We start from the raw sequence: 23,847 nt of genomic DNA on the forward strand, positions 1-23,847 counted from the left end.
TTATACACCTGCTGTCACTGAACTTAACAGTCCTCCGACTGCCGAAACCAAAAGCATAATAACAAACAGGACAATCGCGGAAGTCCAGGCCGCTTTTTTCGAAATACCGCCTGTATAGCGAAGTCCCAAAGCGAGCAGAATATAGCTCCAGATGCTGAAAATATCGATCGCGCTTAAAAAGACCGATACGCCGTCTCCGGCCGGTATGACACTCGCCAAAGATGTGACAGGGTACAGTGAGCCCGCACCGGTAAAATAAATGACAAGTCCGTTAATGACTAAGCCGATGTTAGTAATAAATGCAGTAAAGAGGCCGAGTGAGAGCATTTTTTATAAGTTGTCACGCCGCCTGAAATTTTGACGCACAGCCAATAAATAAGCGGAACGATAAAGAGACCGATAATGCCTCCGAAAATCCCTCCGAAAATCGAGCCGAATTTCGCAATGGTTTTGGTCATTTCAATCTGATCATCGGTCAATCCGTCAAGAGATGAGCTGTTCAGCAGTTCTTCATAATTCATTCCGAGCCCGCGCAAAATACTCCCCGCCGCAATGAGAATGATGACAATCAGGAGAGGAAGGCCGATGACCGGGTGTTCTTTTAGTCTTTTAAACTGTACAACAGGACTTGTAATGACGCCGAAAATTGACGGCTTTTCCGTTACTGCCGTATTGCTTTTTTCGAGATTTGGTTCCATATGGCTGATGCCTCCTATGTATTATTCTGTTTATACGTACGCTTTAGGCTGAGAGAAGTTTCAATTTTTTTGCCGTTTGCGTATTTATGCTAAATTGTAACACAAATTCTCAGCTTTACGTTCCATAATTATGTAAAAAAAACATCGTCAGACCGGTATGACGGGTGGCTCAAAACCTTGTAAAGGCACTGTTATCAGCCTATTCATGCAGTGAAAACCGCCTCAATTGAAAAACCCTTTAAATCCCATTTAGATATTCTCTGAAATTCAGCGCCTATAAACAAAAAAGCCGGATGGCAATGATGCACATCCGGCTCTTTTTTCACCCTCCGCTTACAGGAGGGATAAAGGCAATGGTATCACCTTCTGTTACGGTGCTGTTGTCTTTTACATATGTTTCATTGATTGCGATCATGGCATTGTCAATCGTCTGAAGGCCGTACCGTTCCTTTAACAGCGTTTTTACAGCAGACGCCGCCGTCTCTTTTTCGTCAAGTTCAATGACCGGTGTTCCCGCCTGCTCCGCAAGTCCGGCAAATAATAATACTTTAATCATCGCGATTCCCCTTTATCCAAATCCGGTTTTCCGTTCGGATAGGGCGTCGTTTCCAGCTGATCGCCTATCCATTCTTCCCCGTCTTCCCAGATTTCTTTTTTCCATATCGGCACAATCTGTTTTATCCGTTCAATTGCATATTCATTCGCCTCATATGCCGCCTTTCTGTGCGGAGAAGACACGGCGATTACGACCGCTGCTTCTCCGATATCAAGGACGCCGACACGGTGAGTGATTGCAGCTTCGGCTCCTTCCCATTTCGCGCTGATTTCACTGCCGATTTGAGAAAGCATTTGAACAGCCATCGGTTCATACGCTTCATATTCGAGACGCACCGTCCGCCGTCCTGCAGTCCACTCTCTGACCGTGCCGATAAACGTTGTGATGGCGCCGGCTTCACGCTTTTCAACTTTTTTTACGATATTTTCCGCAATGATAGGTTCCCTTGTAATTTGAAAACGTTCCATTTAAGCAGATTCCCCTTTCAGCTGCGAAAGCACAAACATAATGGCAGCCGGATCGTCCGCATGGAATACGGGCTTGCCTGCATCTGTCGGCATATGCTCCGTATTTCTGCTGACAACCGCGATCACGCGCTCCAAATGCTTCAGCTTTTGCCAATCTTCGCTGTTTTTGATCATAATGATTTTCGGATGCGGCGCATGTTTAAACCCCTCTATGAGAAGACCGTCAATTCCCAGACATTCATACAGACTGATCAAACCCGCCAGATCCCATTTTTTTCGCGCCGTAAGCTGCAGGACGCCGTCCCCTTCTACTGCCGTAACCGCGGCTCCGGCTTTTGAAAAACGCTCCGAGTCTTTTCCGTCAGAAAAAGGTTCCGGTTCTCCGCCATGTCCGTGATGTTTTAAACATCCAATATCGCACTCTTTCGGCGCCGCTTTCAGCACACGTTCAATAAACGTTGTTTTACCGCTGTTTTGAAAACCTACGATCTGGACGATCGGGAAAGAATTGACCACGGCCATTCACTTCCATTCTCATCACGGATGAGGAGCGCGTGAACCGTCCGGCCCGCTTCATACCCTCTCGTTCCTCCCGGCAGAAGGATAAACGCGTTTGCTTCGGCAAGAGATGTGACTGAGCTTGATTTGTCGAGACCGACCGGTGACGCCATCATTTTTCCGTCCTTATGATAAACAAACGCCCTCACAAATCTCGTAAATGGATTCGGCTTCGGAAAGTCGTTTGTTAACACGGCTTCCGCCCATCCGGAATGAGGTTTTTCATTCAGAAGCCACGTCTGAATCATCGGTTTGACAAACAGGGTGAATCCGACATAACATGCGGACGGATTGCCTGAAAGGCCGAACAGCAGCATGTCATCGGCCCGGGCGACAGTTGTCACGCTCCCCGGGCGCATTGCCACTTTGTTAAAAAGAACTTCCGCTCCGAGCTTATTATAAATGTCCGGAAGAAAATCAAAATCGCCGACTGACACGCCGCCGGTCGTGATCAGAAAATCAACTTTTTTCATAGCTTCCTTCACCGCAGCATAGCTGTCATCAAAATCATCGGAAATTTTCCCTAAGTTCAGCGGTACCGCACCCGCTTCAATGACCTGGGCATACACCATGGCAGCGTTGCTGTTGCGGATTTTCCCCGGCTCAAGCGGATCGCTGACATGAAGAAGCTCGGTTCCCGTTGCGATAATGCCGACAACCGGCTTTCTGACCACGGGAACGGAAGCATAGCCGAAGGTTGCTAAAAGAGCGGTTACGCCCGGCGTGATTTTCGTCCCTTTTTTTAATAGCGAGCTGCCTTTTTTTCGCATCTTCTCCTTGATATGAAATATTATCGCCCGCATGAAAAGGGCGTTTCACTGACATGTAATTCGTGCCGTTTTCAGAAAACGTTTTTGTCAGCTCAAGCATCACTACGGCATCCGCGCCTTTGGGAATCTGCGCCCCCGTCATAATGCGGACCGCTTCATAAGGCCCGAGTTCTTTTTCTGACACGGCGCCGGCTCCGATATGGTCAATGACTTCAAAGGTGACGGCATTGTCACGGGAAGCCGTTTTTGAATCGCTCGCTCTGATGGCAAACCCGTCATACGGGGAACGGTTAAAGGCCGGCACATCATGATCCGCCTTAACATCCTCCGCCAAATAGCGGTGGAGACTGTCCTCAAGCGCCACCCATTCGGTATCCCCCTGTTTTTATACCGGCTCACCCGGCGGACTGCTTCGTCCACCTGAATCGGCGTTCTTTTTCAAGCATAGCAATACATCCCCTTCCTACAGTCCGATCACTCTGGCCAGAACTGAATTAGCTTCTTTTATATCGTTTGTACCGTGAATCAGAGCCCGTCCGTCCTGAAAAATAACGATTCTGAAGCGCTCGTACGTCATGTGCAGCAAAAACTCATTTGCTTCCACTTTACCGATCTGCTTCAGACGTTTGACAAGCTCTTCTTTATCCAGCCTCTTTAAGGCTTCCGATCTGATTTGAACGGTGTCTCTTCCGCACAGCACGCTTGCTTTCGGCCTGTTTTCAGGCTGCAGATACGGATATACGGGCTCCGCGCCGCAGGAAGGGCAATGATCCCGTTTGATCTGATCCACATTTATGCTCATATTGGTGTTATTCCACACGTCAAACGTGAAAAAGCGCCGATTTACCGCCGCATGATTTCCTGTCAGCAATTTCAGCGCCTCTGCCTGCTGATAAGCGGAGACGATATGAACCGCCGGAGGTATGATGCCTGCTGTATCACATGTCGCTCCGCCCACGGGCATTTGCTCAAACAGGCAGGATAAACACGGCGTAACCCCCGGAATAATCGTCATGCACATTCCCTGACTGCTGACACAGGCACCGTAAATCCAAGGTGTTTTCGTTTTCTGCGCCAGATCATTGATGACCATTCTCGTTTCAAAATTATCTGTCGCATCCACGATGCAATCCGCTTGTTCGATCAGCGGTTCAAGTGTTTCCGCCGTACCTTCCGCCGCGTAAGCATCGATATGTATATCACTGTTTACCTCTAAAAGACGCGCCTTGGCCGCCATTGCTTTCGGCAGGCGCTGTCTCGCGTCTTCTTCTGTATACAGCTGCTGTCTTTGTAAATTGCTCCATTCCACATAATCCCGGTCAATAATCGCCATACGGCCCGCTCCGGCTCTTGCCAGGCCCTCTGCCGCGGCTGTTCCGAGGGCTCCGGCTCCGACAATCAGGACACTGCTGTCAGCCAGCGCCTGCTGCCCTTTTTCCCCTATCGGCTTAAATCTTGTCTGCCGCGAATAGCGCTCTTCCATCTGTGTTGTCCCCTTGCATTTTTATTTCCATCATACCATGTTTCTTCCCGATCAGTCCTGATTTGAAGACTCGACATGCGCCAAAAGTCTGGTGTAATCATCCCGTGTGTTGACATTAGCGAACTCCTCCGGCCCGGCGCCGATGTCTTCAGCCTGCACATAACAGACAGACAGCCGTTTCAGCGTGTCTGTCATTTTCAGTTTGTTTTGTGTCAGCTGATCAAAAAGCACATCCTGCACCCGTTTATGGTAAACCGCCAAAAGGGGCTGCTCTCTGTTTTCACAAACCGGTATGACAGCATCCAGGTTTCCGGTCAGCTTCATTTCAAGCGCAGCCATCGTTTTTCTTGTCACGAGCGGCGTGTCACAGGATATGACCGTATATGTTTCGCCTTCCGTTTGTTCCATTGCCGTATATATGCCGGCAAGCGGGCCCATTCCCCGAAACTGCGGCTCATCGGCAAAAACATGCCGCTCCCTGTTTGATAAGAACTTTTTTATATGCTCAGGGCGGCTGATAATCACCGTTTCTCCGACGCCGAAGGCTTTTTTCACCTGTTCATAAAACATGCCGCCCTTCCACTTTGCAAAAGCTTTCGGTTCTCCGAATCTTCGGGAAGCTCCCCCCGCTAATATTACATTCACCCGTTTCATGTCATCTCTCTCCCATTCTATATAAAAGCATAGCAAACGCCTCAGCCGAAATACAATATTACGTTGCTTGTCTGTTTAATTAAGAGGAATAGCCGTTGTTCCTTTCCCATATTGTAGTGTTAACATCATGAGGGAGATGGTTCTTATGAAAATATCAGGTCCGTTTTTCCACGACACTTCTCAAGAGAACCTTTACTTGAAATCCGAACTTTCCAGATGCAGAAAAATAATTTCAGAATTTGAAGCAAGCTACTTCCATCAAAAAAATAATAAGCTTCAGGAGGAAAACGCCAATATTAAAGAGCGGCTTCACAAGCTTTCTGACGAATTGGAAGCCATGGCTCAAAAACACAAACAGACAAGTGACACGGAGCGTTCTTTGCATGAAATCAGAGCCGGGCTGCTCGATAAAATCGTCATTCTGCAAGAACTGCTTCAGCAGGAAACGTTTCGTCGGAAAAATGAGATGGAAGAAAAGCATCGTCTGCATCTTACAAATATAAAATTTGAAGAAGAAATAAAAACTTACATACCCGCATCCGCTCACTTGAGACCGCCATTCAAACCGAACGGACTTCTCACGAAGATATGAAACAGCGTTATCATGCCGCTGCAGACGAAAATACCCGGCTCCAAACACAAATGATAGAAAAAGAATACCAGCTCAAACATATTAAAATAGAAATTAATCATATGAGAGATCGAATACTAGAAACAAAAGAACGGCTTGTAGAAATAGAAAAAACGAAAGAAAAGTTATTTCAAGAAACCATTCTTTCGTATAAACGGCAGCTGGACGAAAGTGATGCTTGGATTGCCGGCCATTTTGCTGATATTGACAGCCGCACGGCGGAACCGGCGGAACAAACTCTGGAAATTCCTTCCGTTTCCAAAGAGACTGTTCAGGCAGAAGACTTGCTTACAGCCGTTACCGAACAAGTCATCTCCCTTCAAAAACAATTTGTACAATCAGAGTCCCGCGATCAGTCGTTTGATGAAAAACTGGATGCGTTGAAAGAACGCGCTGACGGCGAAAAGCCTTTCCAAAAATATGTTGTCAAGCTTGAAAAAAAGCCTGGAAAAGATGCGTCACTTCCGCAGAATAAACGGGAAAGCGCAAAAAAACTGCTTGAGTAACGCAAGCAGTTTTTACTGTTTTATTCAGCAGCCGTATCATTTGCCGTTTCTGCTGTTTCCTGAGAAATTTCTCCCTCAAGAATATATTGGCCGCGGTATGGTTTTTTCACTTCCGGATACATTTTAATTAAGCTTTGCATAAATGTTGTCATATTAGGAATTTCAAGGCCGCTTTCCTTTTCAATTTCCTTTTGCAGTTCGGAACTTTTGATCGCTGCATTGTGGCGTTTCAATGTTTTAATCGCTGCTTCGCGCAGTTTTGCCGCTTTCGATCCCGGTCTCGCCGTCCCTCTTCTTCTTCTTGTAGAACCGTCTGGAATGCCTGCGGGAAGAGACGTAATAGACTGCATCTGCTGCTGGGAGGATTGAGGCTGTGTCTGCGGCTTTTGATAGCTTCTCATTTCCTGTGCTGCAAGCTCTGCAAGTACCGGGAGGGAGTCATTTTTTTCTCCGGACGAAACTCTTTTTTTGTATCGGACAGGCTGCCCGCATTGTCTAATTCTCTCAGTTTTGCATATATTTTATCACGTTCTATTTGATATTCACGAATGACTTTTACCTCTGCTTCGTTCAATTGTTCTAAACGTAAGCGCAGCGCTTCTCTTTCATTAAACATGTGTAAAACCCCCTGTCAAAAATTTAAACGCTTTTATTAAGATATTAGATTACAAAAGTAATTTTATCAACTATTATTTTATCATTTTACTATTTTATTTACTCTATGAAAAATTGCTTATTTTCTGAAAATGGTACTTTATATACAAAAATCCCTTATCATATAGGGGATTCTGGACAAAGTTCCAATTTATTCAACCATTTCAAAATATAACTTGAAATTACTTGTTTAATGAAAATTAGCGTGATATCTACAATTTTCGACTATAATATGTAAAAGATAATGATATGGATGAAACAAGCGGTACAGCGTGTTTACGGCTGTTTCTCTTATTTTTTAAGCCACACATGTCATATTGGAATTTTTTATCCAATAGACACAAAAAAACCCTGTTACCTAACGGCAAAGGGTTTGCAGAACCGAGACAATAGTCCGACGGAGATTGTCCCGATTACTCAGAAGCCTGCTCCGTTTCTGAAAGTACCCGGCTGATGCGTTTTTCAAGCATTTTCATCCCGCTCTCTCCCGCTTGAAAATGGCGGAGCTGTCCGTTTTTATCAAAAACGTAATAAGCCGGCACATATTCATTTTCAAATACGTCAGTCAGCGTATGATCGCTGTCGACGCAAATCGGCTGAGAGATATCATGCTCAGCCGCTGTTTTCTTGATTTTCTCAAGATCAAGATCGTCTTCGGAACGGGGCGTGTGGACGGCCAACACATTCAGCTGATCTTTATATTTATCACGAAACCCGTTCACCTCAGGCATCGCTTCTTTACACATGCGGCAGCTGGCGGACCAGAAGTGAATCAGTGCCGGCTTTCCGCCGACCAGCTGTTCCTTCGTGACTTCTCTGTTAATCCATGCTTTAGCGCCGGGCAATTCAGGCATTTGCTGATGTAATTTCATCTCATTTCCCTCCTTATGAAAAAGTTTTTTGCCGGGGCTTTCAGTCCGCCGGGCAACGTCCTCCTGTTTTCTCTCCAAAGGATATGATTTGGCTGAATCACCGTGTTAAAATGAGTGTGGAGATTCTTTAGTACATATCTTCACAAAAATGAAGATATTGAAACCGGGCAATATGAACAAATCATAAATGTAATAACTGGTTTCTATGAAAAGGTTTATCTTATTTAAAAAACGGGTATATCACTTTTAGCTTTTTCTGCAATAGACTTGAAAGGAAGACATCACTATGATTGATTTAAAACACTTTGATTGGGCCGGGCTTCTCACATCTGCCGGGATTTTCATCATAAAGCTGGCTCTCATTATTTTAGCGTACTTTATTTTCCGGACGGCAGGAAAAAAGCTGATCAAGCATCTGTTTCAGAAATTCGAGCAACAAAACAACCTCTCCACGGGCCGCGCTTATACTTTGCGAAGCCTCGCGCTCAATGTGTATGGATACATCCTGATATTCGTTTTTATTGTGATGATTTTGGATTTATTTCACTACAATCCGAGCGCTCTCATTGCCGGCGCCGGCGTGGTCGGTCTCGCAGTCGGCTTCGGGGCTCAGGGGCTTGTCAGTGACATCGTCACCGGATTTTTTATCCTTTTGGAAAAACAGATTGACGTCGGTGATTATATTACGGTTGCCGGCTACAGCGGCATTGTCGAGCAGGTCGGTCTCCGTACGACGCAAATCCGGAGCTTTGACGGCACGCTTCACTATCTTCCCAACCGGGGCATCACGAATGTGAGCAACCATTCCCGCGGAACGATGCAGGCGCTTGTCGATATTAAAGTGCCGCTTGAAAAAAATCTTGATGAAACCATTCAAATTCTGCAAACCGCGTGTGACAAAGCAGCCGCTGAGCTCCCGCAGATTAAGGAAGGGCCGGACGTCATCGGGGTTCAAGATTTAAGCACGTCAGAAATGGTGATCAGAATCATTGCCAAAACAGAAAATATGGAGCAATGGCGGGTTGAACGCGTACTGCGGAGAGAAATAAAAATCGCGCTCGACCGTTTTAAAAACGCCGCTTCCGCCGAATAGAAAAACCGAAGCGTAAGCTTCGGTTTTTCTTTTTAATGAAATTTTTTTTCCACTTCGCTGCAGATTTCGTCGGCGGTCATTCCGGAAGCCGTAATGACGGGAGCCTGAGTTGACGTATCGGCAATTCCTTGAACATTGCTGTCAAGTCCGGTTACGACACAGCAGTCACAATTCTTCGCATCCTCAGGAGTCTTCATCATCACTACGTCATATCCTTTTTGTTTTAACGCCTGTTCTACATCCGATAAAGATTGTTCAATTCCAATTTTTTTCGTCATATTGAACACCTCCGTTATGTAGAATGCTCAATTTTTGTTAGATTATTCTTCTTTTCGGATTTAATTGGCATACTTCGAAAAATATCCGACCATGACATTTACCGCGGTTTCCATCGCATCTTCATCCGGGTTCAGCTTGGCGTGATGAAGCCCGTGGGATGAATCGGCCCCCAGCCAGAACATAAAGCCGGGATATTTTTTCAGCATATATCCGAAATCTTCTCCGGTCATCGCTTCTTTCGCCGTTTTCACGTCAGCAAGCTGATGATCGCTGACAAATTGCATAAATTCTTCGGTCAGGCCGCTTGTATTATAAACTTGATGATAAACGGACGGATACGTGACTTTTCCTTTGCATCGGAAGCCGATTTCAATTCCTTTGACAAGCTCTTCAATCCGCTTTTTCACCATACGCATTGATTCCTCGGAAAGCGTCCGGATGGTTCCCTCCAAATGAGCATGCTCTGCGATGATATTTTGCGCTGTGCCCCCGGTAATCGTTCCGACAGTAATTACAGCGCTGTCAAGCGGATCCGTATTTCTGGATATGACTGTTTGCAGCTGCGTGACAAGCGTGCTCGCGGCAACGACCATGTCATCTGCTGTATGCGGATATGCCGCATGTCCGCCTCTCCCCTCAAGATCGATGACAAGCTCGCTCGTATTGGCAAACAGCAATCCGCTTTTGGTGGAAATGGTGCCGACCGGCAGCTCAGGTGCTATATGGAGAGCCGTGATCAAATCCGGCGTCCATTTTTTCAGCACATCGCTTTCAAGCATCGGTGCCGCCCCGCCCGGTCCTTCTTCAGCCGGCTGGAATAAAAAGAGCAGATCATGTTTGACGGGATGATGGACAAAATGATCAATAATGCCGAGCGCGATGGTCATGTGCATATCGTGGCCGCATGCGTGCATAAAACCGGGGTGCTCAGATGCAAACGGAAGCCCCGTCTGCTCTTCAATCGACAGAGCGTCTATATCCGCTCTGTAGGCGAGCATTTTTTCCGGAGCCGTGCCGTTGACTTTGACAAAGATGCCGGTTCTCCAAGTTTCGATTTCAATTCTTTCTTCCTGATATTGGTTTAATAGATTCAGCAGGTACTGCTGGGTTTTATATTCCTGAAAGCCGATCTCCGGAATGCGGTGCAGATCTCTTCGGATGGCAATGAGCCGCTCTTTTTCCATATGTATTCCTCCTTGAGATAAGAATAAGGCGTGGATTTTATCATCCACGCCCATTCTATCAAACCATTCCTTACAGCTGGCGTAATTCCTGTTTGATTTCTGTTTTTCCTTTTGTTTTTCATCGATATCTTTGATTTTTTTCGCTGGTGTTCCCGCTACAACGGTATACGGCTCGACGTCATTTACAACGATGGCTCCGGCGGCGACAACCGCGCCTTTACCGATTGTTACGCCTTCAAGCACAACCGCATTTGCGCCGATCACAACGTCGTCTTCTACGACAACAGGCTTAGCGCTAGGCGGCTCAATAACGCCCGCTAATACAGAACCCGCTCCGATGTGGCAGTTTTTGCCGACAGTCGCGCGTCCTCCGAGAACAACGTTCATATCAATCATCGTACCTTCGCCGATGACTGAACCGATATTAATAGATGCACCCATCATGATAACGGCATTGTCGCCGATTTCGACTTGGTCGCGGATAATAGCGCCTGGCTCGATTCTCGCTTTAACATCTTTTAAATCAAGCATCGGGATCGCAGAGTTGCGGCGGTCATTCTCAATGACGTAATCCTCAATTTTGTCTTTGTTTTCTTCGATTGCGCTTTTAATTTCAGCCCACTCGCCAAAAACGACGCCGGATTGGCCGTTCAGGAATGTTTTAGCGGAATCGCCAAAGCTGATTCCTTCGAGATCGCCTTTTACATACACTTTTACAGGCGTTGATTTTGTACTATTTTGAATAAATGAAATAATTTCATTTGCATCCATCATTTTCATATGTATTGTCCTCCTCTGATTTTCTACCTCATTACTGTAACAAAGGAAGGATACAAAGACAAGAAAAAAAGGAACAAGCCTTTATTCTGCCGGCTGGCTGCACAGCGCGGCAAACTGTCTTCCGAATTCCCGGAGCTCTTCTTCCTCACTGCCCTCAGGATTGTTTTCAATTTTGACCGACGGCAGCACCACCCGCCCGCCGCGGGCCGTGATTACTTTTTCCAATTCGTCAACCGCTCCGCAAAAAAACTCATAGGACGTATCTCCGGAACCGAACAAAGCAAATGTTTTTCCCGTAAGCTCCAGGTTTTCCATATCTTCAGCAATATCGAGCATTTCATCAGGAAGATCCCCGTCTCCCCACGTATATGTGCCTAATAAAATATACTCGTAATCATTAAAAAGTTCGGCATGAATATCCATCGCTTCATATCTGTCTACGGAGACTTGTGCTTCGATCAGCCCTTTTTCAATTAAATCCGCCATCGCCTCGGTGTTTCCTGACATTGTAGCGTAAACAAGCAATACATTCCCCATCTTCGTCTCTCCTTTATGCATAAAAACTAATGTGCGAGCCGAACCGCCTCATACGGTCTGACAAACTTACTTTCGTAAAGGCCCGCGCAAAAAAAGTTTTCTTCCCGGTTGGCCACCCGCCATCCGTGACCGCGGATCGTATCAAACCACTTTAATTCACCGGCGGCAAGATCAGCTTGATAAATACGCGAAAATCCGCTTTCGCCCTGTGACGATGTGACATAAATAGTCCCGTTATCCTCAGAAACGTCGAGAAATGACTTTTCCCTTACAGCGTCCCCGGCTGTAATGGCAAACTCCTCTTGCGTCCGCACGTTTCGAACGGCAACCTCCCCCCGTTCTCCCTTTGCCGCGCCCTTTGCTGCAATGAGCCAGTCATTCTGATACATCATCATTGAAGCCGTCATGCGCTGCCTTTCGCGGCTTATACGCCGGATGCGGCCTTCCGTCAGATCATACGCCCAAATGCCGCCATGATTCATATGAATCCGGGTGCCGATATAAATCGTCTGACCGTGTAAACAAAGCGAACGGATGACAGGCGGCTCCTTTAATTGTGAAAAGGGCTTAGCCACATGCCAAGTGACGCCGAAATCATCAGATAAGTAGAGGCAGTATGTGCCGTGCGCACAGACAAATCCGTCATTCCGTCCGGCAACGGCCCATACGGAGGCGCTGGTCGGAAATCGGGAGGCCGTCCAAGTCTTTCCTTGATCGGCCGATCTGAGGACGGCGCCTTTTTCTCCAGCTGCGAATATGTAGGGCCCTATATAAGTCAGCACATGAATCCTGCTTTTCACTCGGAATAGTCTTTTCCAGCCTTCTTCCGCCGAAAAATGAAAAATACCTTCGTCTTTCACAGCGACAAAAAATCCCGAAGATACTGATGCCATGACAGCCGTCGCGCCTTTATGAAACATGGCACCGGTCTCCGTGGTGAGCGGCCCATGCAAGAAAACCGCGGACAAATTCTTTGCAGCATTCTTGATCTTCAGCCGTCTCGGGCGCCAGCTCAATTTTCAGCGTTTCCGGATATAAATTGGCTCCGGCCTGTTCAAACGCATCGCAAAACAGCGTGACCGCTTCACAAAACTTCGGGTAGGCGTGATCGCCTGAACCGAAACAGGCCGTTTTCAGTCCGTTGAGCTGGCTGTGCAGAATATCTTCGTAAAAATCTTCCGCTTCGTAAGGAAGATCACCATCCCCCCATGTGTATGTGCCGACAAAAACATAATCATATGCTTTGAGTGAATCCGCATCTGCTTCGTCCATGTCAAGACTGTCAACCGCTATCTGATGCCCGCTCAGTGTTTCTTTAATAATGCCGGCAATATCCTCTGTATTCCCCGACATGCTTGCGTATATCATTAATGCTTTCTGCATATGATCACCTCGTAATTGATAATGATTTTCATTAACATATATAACACTTTAAATGATAATGATTTTCATTGTCAATAAAAATAAAAAAAGACAGCATGATTGCTGTCTTTCTAAAATGGGCGTTCCTGTTTCAGCATATCTTTAATGACAGAAACAAAAGCCTGCACCTGTTTTAATTCAAATGCCGGCTCATATCCGAGCAGCCATGTGTCACGGCCGATCGGATGATCCTTTGTATCAAGCAGGGGCATTTTATTTACTTTGTCTTCCTCTTCTAAGGTGACTGACGGCAGAATGGCATAACCGATCCCGTGCAGCGCCATCTGCTTGCACGTTTCAATCTGATCGACGAGGATGGTCTGTTTCGGCGAAGTTTTGAATTTTTGATGCCACCAATGCTGAATTTCCTGAAAATATGTACTGTCACTTTTGAATTGAATAAACGGCCGGTCGGTATGGGCAATATCATCAATACAGGAAATTTCCGTATCGACCAAATATAAATGATCGGTCATTAAATAATCTTTCCGGCCTTTCCATTCCGGATTTCCCCGGATAATGCCGATATGTACCTGATCTTCATACAGACTTTTCAGCATTTCGCTGCTCCACCCTGTAATGAGAGAGACCTTTGCATTCGGATATCGTTCCACATATGTTTTTAACACTTTCGGAAGCCAGTGCTGCCCGATAATGGAGGCGACGGCAAGCTTTAATGTGCCGTGAATCTCACCCTCAAGTTCATCAATGTTTTCTCTGATTCTTTCTTGCCGATCCGTGACGTCATTTGCAAATTGTATGATTTTTTCTCCTGCCGGCGTTACCGTAAGTCCTTTTTGAGACCTAAGAAAGATCTTTGTTCCCCAGGCTTTTTCAATGGTCTGCAATCGCTGGGACAGAGCCGGCTGTGACACGAATAACCGTTCGGCAGCCTTCCTCATGTTTAATTCCTCAGCTAAAACTACGAGCATATGAAGCTCTTGAAGCTGCATGTCGTCCTCCTTTTCAATGCCTTTTCATATTTCTTATCTACCATTCTAATCAAATAAAGGCTGCCGAGGCAAGCGTCACTCATATGTATGCGTTTTCTTTTTCTGGCATGCGAAAGAACAAATAGGCTGATCGTGCGAGCCTACTTATTCAATGATCTGATATGACTGCTCAACTGCTTTAATACGACTCTTCTCGTGAAAATGCCTTCAAAGACGCCTTCATCATTTTCAACGCAGACAAAGCCGTTGTTAATGACCATGCTGAACCCTTTGATAATCGGATCATTGATGTGGAGACGGGGAATGTCTTTCAGCATGACTTCCTCAACCGTAATTTGATCCAGCTTCTCAAACTCGATCCGTTCAAGTCCGAAAATGCTGTTCATAATCATATTTGTCCCGATCAAACCGTGCAGACGGTACGAAGCGTCAAGGACGGGAATCGCGGTATAGCCGGTTTTCGTCAGCACTAATAGAGCATGCTCAAGGTTGTTTCCGACTTGAACGTGCGCCACTTTATCCGCCTCGATCATAAATCGTCCGACTGTTGCATCAAGAAGCTGATCTGATTGTAAGCTAATCATGTCACTTCGACCCCTTTACATTTTTCATCAAAGCATGTATTCCCTATATTGCAATAATATAAACATTATCATTTTTTGTCGAAAAGTTTCCGTCAATAAAAAAGATACTCTTTGCAATCGAGTATCAATTTATAGGCCGCTGATTAATTTTCGTTCCGAAAACGGTCATAGAGCGTTACGAGTTTTTTATAAGTGGTTCCATCAACGCTTTTTGACCCTGCTTCTATATCGTTGATTTCGCTGGTCAAAAGCTCAATGGCATATTCTTGATTGATCAGGATATTCAGCAGAAGTTTCTGTTCTTCTTCCGTAAATCGTTCACCGATAAGACTCATACGTAATCAGGCCCCCTATTTTTAACTGAATACCTCCGAAAGCAAGGTGAAATTTGCTTTCAGCTCTACCGCTAGAATAAGTAAACAGAAAAAAATCGTCAACCGCATAATTCGACATTTTGCGGATTCTGTATGAAATATTATTTTGTGTAACGATTGGCATAACTGAATGCTGTGCAGGAATCGGGCTTGATTTTCGCTTCAATGCCCATCGAGGTAATGCGGCCGGTCATTTCTTGTATCAATTCTTTTGTCAGCCCTTTTTGACCGATATCCAGATGCACTTCAAATGAAAGATCCGCCCCTTCATCCGCAAAAGGCAAGAGCAAATCTGTCAGTTCCATAAGACGGCCGTCGAGGATATGCGCAGCCATCTCCTGGCTGAACGCGGTTTCCAGCGAAATTTTTTCGCGAAGGCTATGTATCGGTCTTGCAAGATCGTGATTTTTCAAACAGCCCCAAGCTCCCTTGCCTGTACGGTGCAAGTGTATAGCCGTAATAAACTTTGTGAAGTCGCGGTAAACTTGTGAATCCGTCCCTACAGACAGCACGTATGCTGAACGGGGGTCTTTATTGACAAAGCGTTTCAGCCGCTCCGTCACGTCTTGAAAGGTCATCTGTGCCTCAGAAAGATTATAAAACAGAAAAGAATCAGCCATGTACGGACACTCCTCTTTCCAGAGTCTACAACCAAACGAACAAGCACGTTCCTTTGCATAATTTAATAAAGCTCCGCTTGCGGAAGACCGGAAGCTTGGTCAGCCTGAAAAATCAAATCACATTACTGAAGGAGCTCAAAAATTTCAATAGAAATCATGTCAATGTTATCAAACGGATATGTGTTAGGTTTTTCACCTTTTTGGAAAACCGTCAGTTCAAACGTTTGATTTTTTTCGAAATATTTAACACTGCAAATTTTTTCGCCGTTAACTTCAAAATAACGCTGCATCGGCTCGTTAGCCGCTTCCGCTGTTTCTTGCAGACTTTGCAGCCGCGTGATGATACCCATTAATTGTGACATTCTAAAAAAAGACTCCTTTCAAAAAACAACTTCAAATCAACAAGTATTTATTATAATACAAGTCCTACAGAGCATCATACCATAAAGTAGACCGGGATGGCATTTTCCCGCTGGATTTTCAATAAGAAAATAAACGGGAAAACCGTGTTTTCGAATAGTTTGAAGCTTTTTTCAGAATGTCATACACCTTTCAAAAATAATTTTTCGCTTTTTGAGCCGCCATTGTCAGATGTATGTGAGGAGAAGCCCTTTTATGAGGAGACAGCATAAAAAACTTGGCGGGGTAGCGCCAAGCTTTTTCGGATCTTGATCTGATAGAGGGGTTGGGGAACAGAGAGTAACTTCTCTCTATAACTAAATGATAATGATTATCACTATCATTGTCAATCGTTTTTAAAACTTTTTCACATTTATAAAAAAAAGCGGCATACAGCAGCCGCTTTAAAGTAACCCGTCCTGTTCATATAAATAAGAGTAAGGCAGATCGATAAATAAATACATATTGTCATCCATCGGGTATGAAAAGGTTCTGATCATCTCACCCGTCTCAATATCACTGTACAGGTCACTGAAAAAGCCTTTTCTTGAATTCCGCATCTTCATAATGTTTTCTAAAAAGTACGGACGCCAGCTCCAGTTTTTCTCCACGTATTCAGGCTGATAAAGCCATTCGCCGGACTGCTTGAACACATTTCCCGTCAGCTGATAGCCTTCTTCATCACACATATAAATTCTGAAACAGCAGTCGGTCAGGTTTTCCGCCAGTTTTTTAATAAACTCATCGTCCGCCTGATGGGTTTTCTTCAGCTCGGAAACTGCCTGATTGACCCGCTTATAAAAATTCTCAGAGTGTTCGTATACTGTCTCCAGCTTCTTTTTTTCTCTCGTGATAAATTGCTGAAACTCCGTTTTCAAGCGTGCTTTTAACAGGCTCCGGTCTATAAAATCGCCGCTCGGCGCCTGCAGATAATAGCCTTGAAAAAATCGGCCTCCGTTTCTCCATGCGTACTGGAGCTGAAAATCAGCTTCTATATCTTCATACAGCAGCGCGGCGCCGATTTTTCTTGCCAGCAATGAAATGCTGTACAGCACATGCTCATACGAAGGTGACGGCTGAGATACCTTCAGCGCCTGCAAATCTATTTTCAGAAGGTCCGGTGAAAGGAGCGCGATTCTGTCCAGGTTGCTGCTCTCCTTACCTATATTGTCCACCGCGATTTTAATGCCGTATGTACGATAGTAGGCAAGCATATGGTACAGCTGTTCAATGTCGCCTTCGAAATTGTGCTCGGTGATCTCAAGCACAATACGGTTCAATTCAATGCCCTGCTCTTCGTATTCTTTCAAAAGCTCAAGAAAGCTTTCTCCGTGGTCAAGCATCAATACATTCGCATCCTGATTGATAAAAATCAACAGATCGCGATCAGCTTCTTTAAACCTCTCCAGCGCCTGCCTGATGACTCTGTCATCGACCTCAAGCTTATATTCTTCCGGAATGCCGGAATCTAAGAAAAACGGCCCGAGGCTCTCAATCTCCGCATCTGCCAAAATCCGCCCAAGCACTTCGTAGCCTACGACTCTTTGTTCCTCAGCGTTAAAAATCGCTTGGTAATACGGAATGACATCATCAATATTCGTCAGTATATCAAGTGGGTCCAACATGTTATCACCTGCTTCTCTATCTTTGTCTGATTATACACAATTATATCAGCACCACAAATGTTTAGATTAGGGGAAAAAGGAGGCAGTATGGCAGCAGTTTAAAATAAAAGGGGGACATTTTTAAGATCACTCTTCAGACCGGTTAATTAAGGACGTTATTCATTTGTTTCACCATCACAAATAAAAGGATAAATATAAGAGCATGATAACCGGCGGCTGTCCAAAAATAATGGCTCCAATCAGTGCTGTTAAATATCCAATCATCATCATGTTTCAACTGAAAGAAAGTTCCTTTTTTATCTAAAGTGCCAAATGTAAGAGTTGTTAACCCGCCAGCAGTCTTGGAAACGTCAACTCCATACATTGAACCGGCATGATCAGTATGATTTATTGGCATATACGTATAATCAGATAAAATTGTTTCCGCCAGCTTGGTTGGCAGAGACACATATAATACAGCCGATGTATCGCCTCCGAGCCCACTCAAATACTCCCTGGCTTTAATAAATTTCGTTTCATCAGGAAAATCTATATGATATAGCTTTTCAAATCTGATTATTTCATCAGATGTAAGATTGGTATTTTGATAATACTCCGGAGTAAAAGCGCAAATGATAAAGTACCAAACATTAAAGATGATAACGCAACTGCTTACAAATAGTACAATGAACCATTTTAATAATTTCTTCACTTATTCACCTCTTAATCTTTAAAAATTATATCATAATTTTGAATAGAAAAATAAAACAAGCGAACGTTCACCTTTAACGTTCGCTTGCTTCGCAAAATATGTCATGTAAATTAAAACGGGTAAGGATTCAGCCATTGCCCCCCGTCCATTGTAATACAATCCCCGTTTATATAGGATGCTTCATCGGATAGCAAAAACGCTGCCAAAGCGGCGATTTCCTCCGGTGTCCCCAGACGGCCGAGCGGCACACTGTTCATAGTGCGGGACACGGCTTTTTCCGATTCAAACAGCTTTTCCGCACCGCCTGTCCGTTCAATCGGACCGGGGGCTATCGCGTTTGTCCGGATGCCGTATTTGCTCCCCCATTCAACGGCCAGCGTTCTTGTCAGTGACAATACCCCCGCTTTGGCTGCAGCGGAATGAACGACACCCGCTCCCGCTCCCCATGCGTATGTAGCGGCCATATTTAAGATGACGCCCTTCTGCTCCTGCTCGATCCAATGCCTTGCCGCGGCTTGGCTGCAGAAAAATGTGCCGTTTAAAACAATCTCAATAACAGCTTTCCATCCATTGGGCGTCAGCTTCTCTGCCGGGCAAATAAAATTGCCGGCCGCATTGTTAATCAGCGCATCGAGCCGGCCAAAGACTTTTTTCGCTTCTGTAATCATGTCTGAAGCGGCGGAATCAGAACGGACATCCATTTGAAAACAGGCGACCTGCCCCTCAAAGGTCTCAATTTCTTTTTTGTTTCCTCAAGTGCTTCATGGTTCCTCCCTGTCACCATGACATGCCATCCTAATTCAGCCTGTTTTTTCGCCATTGCTTTTCCCATGCCGCTTGAACCGCCTGTAATGATTACCGCTTTCTTATCCATAACAAACCCACCCCTTTTATTGAATGAATAATCATTCATAATTTTATCATAGATGTCTTTCCGCGTCATTACATGCTGAGAAGGGATTTTTCAGCCAAGCTGATGATATAATAGAACAACTCTGACAAAGGTTGGTTTTACAGATGGAGAAAATGACGAGAAGAACATTTTTAAAAAGAGGATTCGGCATTTTGGGTGCAACTCTCGCAACGGCTTGCGGAGGTTACGGCTATGCCCGGTATATTGAACCGCGCATGTTTGAGATCACCCGGCATACAATCACCAACCGCCTGATCCCCCGCGGCTTTGACAATTTTAAAATCGTTCAATTCAGCGATACGCATCTCAGTGATGTGTTTACACCCGGTGACTTGAATAAAGCAGCGGAAAAGATCAATCAGCTGAAACCCGATCTGCTCATCTTTACGGGAGATTTAATTGATAAGCCGCATTTATTTAATGATCATCAGCATGCACTCGCCGTGCTGCAAAATCTGGAAGCTCCCTTCGGCAAACTTTGTGTTTACGGAAACCATGACCACGGAGGCTACGGTACGAACACGTACAAGGCTCTGATGGAAGCTGCTGATTTTCAAGTGCTTCGAAATGGCTGCCGTCAGGTGCAGCTGACAGACGGAAGCCGGATTGAACTCGCGTTTTTGGATGATGTAATGCTCGGAAAACCCGATTATGAAGGCACCCTGTCCCGCCTTTCCGAAGATGCGTTTTCCATTTTAATCGTCCACGAGCCTGATGCCGCTCTCAAGATCGGCGGATATCCCGTAAACCTCCAGCTGTCGGGACACACTCACGGCGGCCAGGTCCAGCTCCCGTTTTTCGGCCCTCTCATTACGCCTCCATACGGAAAAACGTATACCGACGGCATGTATACGCTGCATGACACAGCCGTTTACGTCAATCGCGGGCTCGGTACGACAAGACTGCCGTATCGATTTTTAGCCAGACCGGAAATTACGCTGTTCACATTGAAAACCGTACAAAAATAAGACTTTTATCCCGATGCACAGACACCCCCTCCGTAATATGTATATGGAAAAGAGCAAAAAGGAGGGTGATGAAACTGCTGACATATCAAGTGAAACAAGGAGAAACCATCTCAAGCATTGCGCAAGACTTCAGAATAAGCACTGCTGCTCTCCTTCAGGCAAATCCCTCAATCCAATCGGTCATATACGCGGGACAGCATATTATCATACCGAATCTTCCCGACCCATCCACCATCCCCTATTCCATTGTCGTGTATATCGGAGCGAAGAAACTGGAGTTATACCGCCTTGGCAGGCTCATCCGTACGTACCCCATCGCAGTCGGAAAAATATTGACGACCACGCCGACCGGAGAATTTTACATTGTGAACCGCCAGCCTAAGCCCGGCGGCCCGTTCGGCGCTTATTGGCTCAGCCTCTCTAAAATTCATTACGGCATTCACGGAACAAATAATCCTTCCTCCATCGGCAAAGCGGTATCAAAAGGCTGCATCCGGATGTATAATCAGGACGTCACTGAACTTGCGGCTACCGTTCCTAATGGAACAAGGGTGACGATTATAAGATAGAAAGATCTTATTTGTTAATGGAACGAGCTGATGATAATATATTACAGTGGGACCTTTAGGGTAAGGAGCGTGTTTATGGATATATTTAAAAATCGCAATTTTGTCCGTCTCTTTTTCGCAGCACTCGCTTCTCAAATGGGAACGACTGTAGGTAATATGGCTTTCGCTTTTTACTTGCTGGACCATTTTTCAAACCAGCCGGCATACACAACTTTGGCTGAGCTGATGTATTCACTGCCGACAGTTTTCGTATTTCTGATTGTCGGTGTCGCAGCTGACCGGCTTGACAGGAAAAAGGTCGCAGAGAATTGTGACTGGATCAGAGCCGGACTGACGATCATATTGTTTGCCGCATTATACACCGGGAGCATCCCTCTCGTGTTCTGTATTTTGTTCATCAGAAGCGCCGTGACCAAGTTCTTTTTCCCGGCGGAAGCCAGCCTTGTACAAGCTATTCTGCCTAAGGAGCATTATGCGAAAGCGGCGGGACTTAACCAGATCCTGTTCAGCATCTTTATGGTATTCGGCGTCGGTATGGGCGCGTTTATGTATAAAACGATCGGTATTCACGGAGCCATTATCCTTGATTTTGTCAGCTTTATTGTATCAGGCTTTCTGATCCGCGCCTGCCGCATTCCGAAAGAAGCCCGTCAGCCGAACGGCCCTTTTAAATGGAGAGATTCGTTTCTGAAAGACTCGGTCGCTGATTTTAAGGAAGGGATCGTATATATTGTTAAAAACAAATTGCTTGCTTCCCTTATTTTCGGCTTTTTTATCTTTGGTTTTGTCAACGGCGGCTTTGCCGTACTGCCGATGTTTACGATGAAATACGGACTTGCGCCTGATCATTACGAATCACATACTTCCATCTTCACCGTCGCACTCGGCTTCGGCCTGCTTGCAGGAAGTGTGATCGGAACGATGATCGCAAAAAAAGTCAAACCGCATCATTTGATGTCGATTCCTATTTTGGCAGCCGGACTGCTCATTTTTGTCCTTGGCTATACGGATAAGCTGTGGATTTATTATGCGGCGGCTTTCATCCTCGGCATGTGCATCGGCCCCGTCAATATCGCCATCGGGGGCTGGATGCCGAAAATCGTTCATCCGAAAATAATGGGCCGGGTCAGCGGCTGGCAGGACCCTTTTATGATGTTTGCCCAATCGATTACACTCGGACTGGTTGCCCTGTTATTTCCGAAATTCGTTGCCAATATTGATTACCTTTATTACGGCATGGGAATCGTGATTTTAGCGGTATTTGTGTTCTATTTTATCGCTCTTCCGAAATACAGCGCCGAGGCAGCAGAGGTCGATGTACAGCAATCATTAAAGGCTGATTCCGAAAAACATGCGAAACCTGTCTAATAAAGGAAAAAATGCGCCCTTTTCATCAGAAAAAGGCGTATTTTTATAATCAATATTTGCATTTCAACGCTAAAAAAGTATAATCTATATATGAACTTGATCAATGCAAAGGAGAGAAATAATGGACGACCACGCTTATTCGAAAGAGCTGCAGCCAACCATCGAGAATCTTTCAAAAGCTGTTTATACTGTGAACCGCCATGCAAAAACCGCCCCCAACCCTAAATACCTTTATCTGCTGAAAAAACGGGCATTACAAAAGCTTGTGAAAGAAGGCAAAGGGAAAAAAATAGGGCTTCACTTTTCAAATAATCCCAGGTTTAGCCAACAGCAGTCAGACGTACTTATCTCTATCGGAGACTACTATTTTCACATGCCTCCAACAAAAGAAGACTTCCAGCATCTTCCGCATTTAGGTACGTTAAATCAATCGTACCGCAATCCTAAAGCACAAATGTCTTTGACAAAAGCGAAAAACGTATTGCAAAAATATGTGGGCTTAAAGGAAAAACCGCTTGCCGCCAACAGGCAGCAGCCCGCTTATCATAAACCCGTATTTAAAAAACTTGGTGAGAGTTATTTTTAATTCCGCCGCAAAAAAGCCGATGCGTCATGCATCGGCTTTTTTCTATTCAATCACGTACGTATCCACTTTTTTAATGAGCTCGCTGATTTCAGGCTTGCTGATCTGTTCATCCGCTCCGACTACTTCGCCCCGGTGGCGCAGGTCGTCCGTAATGAGGGACGAGAAAATCATAATCGGCACATCAGAGCTTTGCGGGTTATCCTTAAGGAGCTTCGTCAAACGATGCCCGTCCATTTTCGGCATCTCAATGTCACTGATAATCATGTCAATATGGTCTGACAGGTTTGCTCCGTTATCCGTCAGTTCCACGACGTAATCATACGCTTCTTTTCCGTTTTCAAACGCAACGATTTCACTGTACCCCGCCTCAGTCAGCTCATCCGTCAAAAGACGCATCAGAAGCGGCGAGTCTTCAACGATAATCAGTTTTTTACCCGCCCGTCTTTCATCAAATCCTTCCTGATGGACATGATAAGTCTCAACACCGGATGCTGATTCAATATCGTAAATGATCTTTTCATAATCAGGCAGAAAGATCATCGTGTCTTCCAGTTTGATGATTCCCGTTAAGTGCCGCTCCATGCCCTGGTTCAGGGAAGTCGGCTTTTCAATCGCCTCCCAGGACACTCTGTGGATTTGTGAAACGGAACCGACGTGAAAGACGATTTTCCGTTTGTTGAATTCCGTTACGATATATTTATCGTCTTTTGCTCCTTCGGCATCAACGCCGAAAAAGGAATACAGACTGATGACGGGAAGAATTTCGCCTCTCAGCTTAATCATCCCTTCTACGTCTTTATGAGACTGAGGCACAGATGTGACATCTACCGGCTGAATGATTTCCCGGACTTTCATCACATTTATGCCAAATGTATTGACGCCTACTTCAAATTTGACGATTTCTAATTCGTTTGTGCCTGAATCCAATAAAATATCGTATTGTTGTAAAGACAATTCAATCCCTCGCTATCCGCATTCAGTATTGTACTGTATATATCGGCTGTAAACGGAAAAAGTGAATGTATTCGGGCCAACTGGCCATGAACTCTTTAT

General features: G+C 45.3%; 24 protein-coding genes and 6 pseudogenes. 6 read left to right on the forward strand and 24 right to left on the reverse strand.

Annotation, left to right across the window (positions count from 1 at the left end; translation table 11 throughout):
* The 7 genes and pseudogenes from yknW to D368_RS06430 form a co-directional block, all read right to left on the reverse strand.
* Positions 1-698: pseudogene (gene yknW, locus D368_RS06400) on the reverse strand (YknW family membrane protein).
* 322 nt (positions 699-1,020) lie between these two features.
* On the reverse strand, positions 1,021-1,254 hold the full coding sequence (moaD, locus tag D368_RS06405; protein ID WP_007611118.1) for a molybdopterin converting factor subunit 1: 234 nt from the start codon (positions 1,252-1,254) through the stop codon (positions 1,021-1,023).
* Positions 1,251-1,721, reverse strand: coding sequence for a molybdenum cofactor biosynthesis protein MoaE (locus D368_RS06410; RefSeq protein ID WP_003154579.1), 471 nt, complete (start codon positions 1,719-1,721; stop codon positions 1,251-1,253). Before D368_RS06410 ends, moaD begins: the two co-directional genes overlap by 4 nt.
* Positions 1,722-2,243 (reverse strand): molybdopterin-guanine dinucleotide biosynthesis protein B, encoded by a 522-nt coding sequence (gene mobB, locus D368_RS06415; protein ID WP_041482361.1) that lies wholly within the window; start codon positions 2,241-2,243, stop codon positions 1,722-1,724.
* Positions 2,204-3,475 (reverse strand): annotated as a pseudogene (locus tag D368_RS06420) (molybdopterin molybdotransferase MoeA). The gene mobB and the pseudogene D368_RS06420 overlap by 40 nt, the downstream one beginning before the upstream one ends.
* Before the next feature lie 37 nt (positions 3,476-3,512).
* Entirely contained in the window at positions 3,513-4,532 is a 1,020-nt protein-coding gene (locus D368_RS06425) for a molybdopterin-synthase adenylyltransferase MoeB (RefSeq protein WP_128574651.1), read from the reverse strand.
* Between the two features lie 51 nt (positions 4,533-4,583).
* A complete protein-coding gene (locus tag D368_RS06430) occupies positions 4,584-5,186 on the reverse strand; it encodes a molybdenum cofactor guanylyltransferase (RefSeq protein WP_071391898.1) in 603 nt (200 codons plus the stop codon).
* Between the two features lie 145 nt (positions 5,187-5,331).
* On the opposite strand from D368_RS06430, the pseudogene D368_RS06435 reads away from it, so the two are divergent.
* A pseudogene (locus tag D368_RS06435) lies at positions 5,332-6,323 on the forward strand (sporulation protein).
* Positions 6,324-6,343: 20 nt separating this feature from the next.
* On the opposite strand, the pseudogene rok reads toward D368_RS06435, so the two are convergent.
* Both rok and D368_RS06445 read right to left on the reverse strand, forming a co-directional pair.
* A pseudogene (gene rok, locus D368_RS06440) lies at positions 6,344-6,939 on the reverse strand (transcriptional regulator Rok).
* A 451-nt stretch (positions 6,940-7,390) separates the two neighbouring features.
* The gene (locus D368_RS06445; protein ID WP_071391901.1) at positions 7,391-7,849 is read right to left on the reverse strand and encodes a redoxin domain-containing protein; all 459 of its coding nucleotides are present in this window, start codon (positions 7,847-7,849) and stop codon (positions 7,391-7,393) included.
* 286 nt (positions 7,850-8,135) lie between these two features.
* Between D368_RS06445 and D368_RS06450 the strand changes: the two genes are divergently transcribed.
* A complete protein-coding gene (locus tag D368_RS06450; protein ID WP_060386912.1) occupies positions 8,136-8,942 on the forward strand; it encodes a mechanosensitive ion channel family protein in 807 nt (268 codons plus the stop codon).
* Positions 8,943-8,974: 32 nt separating this feature from the next.
* Here D368_RS06450 and D368_RS06455 read toward each other — a convergent pair whose 3' ends face one another.
* The 14 genes and pseudogenes from D368_RS06455 to fadH form a co-directional block, all read right to left on the reverse strand.
* Positions 8,975-9,220, reverse strand: coding sequence for a YkuS family protein (locus D368_RS06455; protein WP_003154596.1), 246 nt, complete (start codon positions 9,218-9,220; stop codon positions 8,975-8,977).
* 60 nt (positions 9,221-9,280) lie between these two features.
* Positions 9,281-10,405 (reverse strand): N-acetyldiaminopimelate deacetylase, encoded by a 1,125-nt coding sequence (locus D368_RS20035; protein WP_101562970.1) that lies wholly within the window; start codon positions 10,403-10,405, stop codon positions 9,281-9,283.
* Positions 10,406-10,513: 108 nt separating this feature from the next.
* Positions 10,514-11,185 (reverse strand): annotated as a pseudogene (dapD, locus tag D368_RS20040) (2,3,4,5-tetrahydropyridine-2,6-dicarboxylate N-acetyltransferase); the annotation flags it as partial.
* 81 nt (positions 11,186-11,266) lie between these two features.
* Positions 11,267-11,722, reverse strand: coding sequence for a flavodoxin (locus D368_RS06465; RefSeq protein WP_071391903.1), 456 nt, complete (start codon positions 11,720-11,722; stop codon positions 11,267-11,269).
* A 26-nt stretch (positions 11,723-11,748) separates the two neighbouring features.
* Entirely contained in the window at positions 11,749-12,642 is an 894-nt protein-coding gene (locus tag D368_RS06470; RefSeq protein WP_071391904.1) for a WD40/YVTN/BNR-like repeat-containing protein, read from the reverse strand.
* Positions 12,632-13,105 carry a flavodoxin gene (locus D368_RS06475; RefSeq protein ID WP_071391905.1) on the reverse strand — a complete coding sequence of 158 codons (474 nt, stop codon included), beginning with the start codon at positions 13,103-13,105 and terminating at the stop codon, positions 12,632-12,634. Before D368_RS06475 ends, D368_RS06470 begins: the two co-directional genes overlap by 11 nt.
* Positions 13,106-13,215: 110 nt before the next feature.
* The gene (gene ccpC, locus D368_RS06480; RefSeq protein WP_007611101.1) at positions 13,216-14,097 is read right to left on the reverse strand and encodes a transcriptional regulator CcpC; all 882 of its coding nucleotides are present in this window, start codon (positions 14,095-14,097) and stop codon (positions 13,216-13,218) included.
* Between the two features lie 140 nt (positions 14,098-14,237).
* A complete protein-coding gene (cbpB, locus tag D368_RS06485) occupies positions 14,238-14,681 on the reverse strand; it encodes a cyclic-di-AMP-binding protein CbpB (protein WP_101562969.1) in 444 nt (147 codons plus the stop codon).
* Between the two features lie 143 nt (positions 14,682-14,824).
* Entirely contained in the window at positions 14,825-15,016 is a 192-nt protein-coding gene (gene abbA, locus D368_RS06490; protein ID WP_007409618.1) for an antirepressor AbbA, read from the reverse strand.
* Positions 15,017-15,156: 140 nt separating this feature from the next.
* Positions 15,157-15,675, reverse strand: coding sequence for a ribonuclease H-like YkuK family protein (locus tag D368_RS06495; RefSeq protein ID WP_020955744.1), 519 nt, complete (start codon positions 15,673-15,675; stop codon positions 15,157-15,159).
* Positions 15,676-15,797: 122 nt separating this feature from the next.
* Positions 15,798-16,037 carry a YkuJ family protein gene (locus D368_RS06500; protein WP_003154613.1) on the reverse strand — a complete coding sequence of 80 codons (240 nt, stop codon included), beginning with the start codon at positions 16,035-16,037 and terminating at the stop codon, positions 15,798-15,800.
* A 441-nt stretch (positions 16,038-16,478) separates the two neighbouring features.
* Entirely contained in the window at positions 16,479-17,699 is a 1,221-nt protein-coding gene (locus D368_RS06505; RefSeq protein WP_003154615.1) for an EAL domain-containing protein, read from the reverse strand.
* Positions 17,700-17,841: 142 nt separating this feature from the next.
* Positions 17,842-18,390 carry a hypothetical protein gene (locus tag D368_RS06510; protein ID WP_128574652.1) on the reverse strand — a complete coding sequence of 183 codons (549 nt, stop codon included), beginning with the start codon at positions 18,388-18,390 and terminating at the stop codon, positions 17,842-17,844.
* Between the two features lie 110 nt (positions 18,391-18,500).
* Positions 18,501-19,333, reverse strand: a pseudogene (fadH, locus tag D368_RS06515) (2,4-dienoyl-CoA reductase).
* 74 nt (positions 19,334-19,407) lie between these two features.
* Between fadH and D368_RS06520 the strand changes: the two are divergent.
* The 4 genes from D368_RS06520 (at position 19,408) to D368_RS06535 (ending at position 22,794) form a co-directional block, all read left to right on the forward strand.
* Entirely contained in the window at positions 19,408-20,271 is an 864-nt protein-coding gene (locus D368_RS06520; RefSeq protein ID WP_071391907.1) for a metallophosphoesterase, read from the forward strand.
* A 74-nt stretch (positions 20,272-20,345) separates the two neighbouring features.
* Entirely contained in the window at positions 20,346-20,840 is a 495-nt protein-coding gene (locus D368_RS06525) for a L,D-transpeptidase family protein (protein ID WP_088037173.1), read from the forward strand.
* Positions 20,841-20,915: 75 nt separating this feature from the next.
* Positions 20,916-22,208 (forward strand): MFS transporter, encoded by a 1,293-nt coding sequence (locus tag D368_RS06530; RefSeq protein ID WP_071391909.1) that lies wholly within the window; start codon positions 20,916-20,918, stop codon positions 22,206-22,208.
* A gap of 121 nt (positions 22,209-22,329) precedes the next feature.
* Positions 22,330-22,794: a YkyB family protein gene (locus tag D368_RS06535; RefSeq protein ID WP_003154622.1), complete on the forward strand. Its 465-nt coding sequence runs from the start codon at positions 22,330-22,332 to the stop codon at positions 22,792-22,794.
* Positions 22,795-22,836: 42 nt separating this feature from the next.
* On the opposite strand, the gene cheV is transcribed toward D368_RS06535, so the two are convergent.
* Positions 22,837-23,748, reverse strand: a complete 912-nt coding sequence (gene cheV, locus D368_RS06540) for a chemotaxis protein CheV (RefSeq protein ID WP_071391910.1) — start codon at positions 23,746-23,748, stop codon at positions 22,837-22,839.
* Between the last annotated feature and the right edge of the window lie 99 nt (positions 23,749-23,847).

It is taken from the genome of Paenibacillus lentimorbus NRRL B-30488, from assembly GCF_000411595.1.
In the GTDB taxonomy this organism is placed as follows: domain Bacteria; phylum Bacillota; class Bacilli; order Bacillales; family Bacillaceae; genus Bacillus; species Bacillus velezensis.

Coding starts and splice junctions, on each gene's coding strand:
- moaD (WP_007611118.1), bottom strand. CDS start 1,254: ATGATTAAAGTATTATTATTTGCCGGACTTGCGGAGCAGGCGGGAACA.
- D368_RS06410 (WP_003154579.1), bottom strand. CDS start 1,721: ATGGAACGTTTTCAAATTACAAGGGAACCTATCATTGCGGAAAATATC.
- mobB (WP_041482361.1), bottom strand. CDS start 2,243: ATGGCCGTGGTCAATTCTTTCCCGATCGTCCAGATCGTAGGTTTTCAA.
- D368_RS06425 (WP_128574651.1), bottom strand. CDS start 4,532: ATGGAAGAGCGCTATTCGCGGCAGACAAGATTTAAGCCGATAGGGGAA.
- D368_RS06430 (WP_071391898.1), bottom strand. CDS start 5,186: ATGAAACGGGTGAATGTAATATTAGCGGGGGGAGCTTCCCGAAGATTC.
- D368_RS06445 (WP_071391901.1), bottom strand. CDS start 7,849: ATGAAATTACATCAGCAAATGCCTGAATTGCCCGGCGCTAAAGCATGG.
- D368_RS06450 (WP_060386912.1), top strand. CDS start 8,136: ATGATTGATTTAAAACACTTTGATTGGGCCGGGCTTCTCACATCTGCC.
- D368_RS06455 (WP_003154596.1), bottom strand. CDS start 9,220: ATGACGAAAAAAATTGGAATTGAACAATCTTTATCGGATGTAGAACAG.
- D368_RS20035 (WP_101562970.1), bottom strand. CDS start 10,405: ATGGAAAAAGAGCGGCTCATTGCCATCCGAAGAGATCTGCACCGCATT.
- D368_RS06465 (WP_071391903.1), bottom strand. CDS start 11,722: ATGGGGAATGTATTGCTTGTTTACGCTACAATGTCAGGAAACACCGAG.
- D368_RS06470 (WP_071391904.1), bottom strand. CDS start 12,642: ATGTTTCATAAAGGCGCGACGGCTGTCATGGCATCAGTATCTTCGGGA.
- D368_RS06475 (WP_071391905.1), bottom strand. CDS start 13,105: ATGCAGAAAGCATTAATGATATACGCAAGCATGTCGGGGAATACAGAG.
- ccpC (WP_007611101.1), bottom strand. CDS start 14,097: ATGCAGCTTCAAGAGCTTCATATGCTCGTAGTTTTAGCTGAGGAATTA.
- cbpB (WP_101562969.1), bottom strand. CDS start 14,681: ATGATTAGCTTACAATCAGATCAGCTTCTTGATGCAACAGTCGGACGA.
- abbA (WP_007409618.1), bottom strand. CDS start 15,016: ATGAGTCTTATCGGTGAACGATTTACGGAAGAAGAACAGAAACTTCTG.
- D368_RS06495 (WP_020955744.1), bottom strand. CDS start 15,675: ATGGCTGATTCTTTTCTGTTTTATAATCTTTCTGAGGCACAGATGACC.
- D368_RS06500 (WP_003154613.1), bottom strand. CDS start 16,037: ATGTCACAATTAATGGGTATCATCACGCGGCTGCAAAGTCTGCAAGAA.
- D368_RS06505 (WP_003154615.1), bottom strand. CDS start 17,699: ATGTTGGACCCACTTGATATACTGACGAATATTGATGATGTCATTCCG.
- D368_RS06520 (WP_071391907.1), top strand. CDS start 19,408: ATGGAGAAAATGACGAGAAGAACATTTTTAAAAAGAGGATTCGGCATT.
- D368_RS06530 (WP_071391909.1), top strand. CDS start 20,916: ATGGATATATTTAAAAATCGCAATTTTGTCCGTCTCTTTTTCGCAGCA.
- D368_RS06535 (WP_003154622.1), top strand. CDS start 22,330: ATGGACGACCACGCTTATTCGAAAGAGCTGCAGCCAACCATCGAGAAT.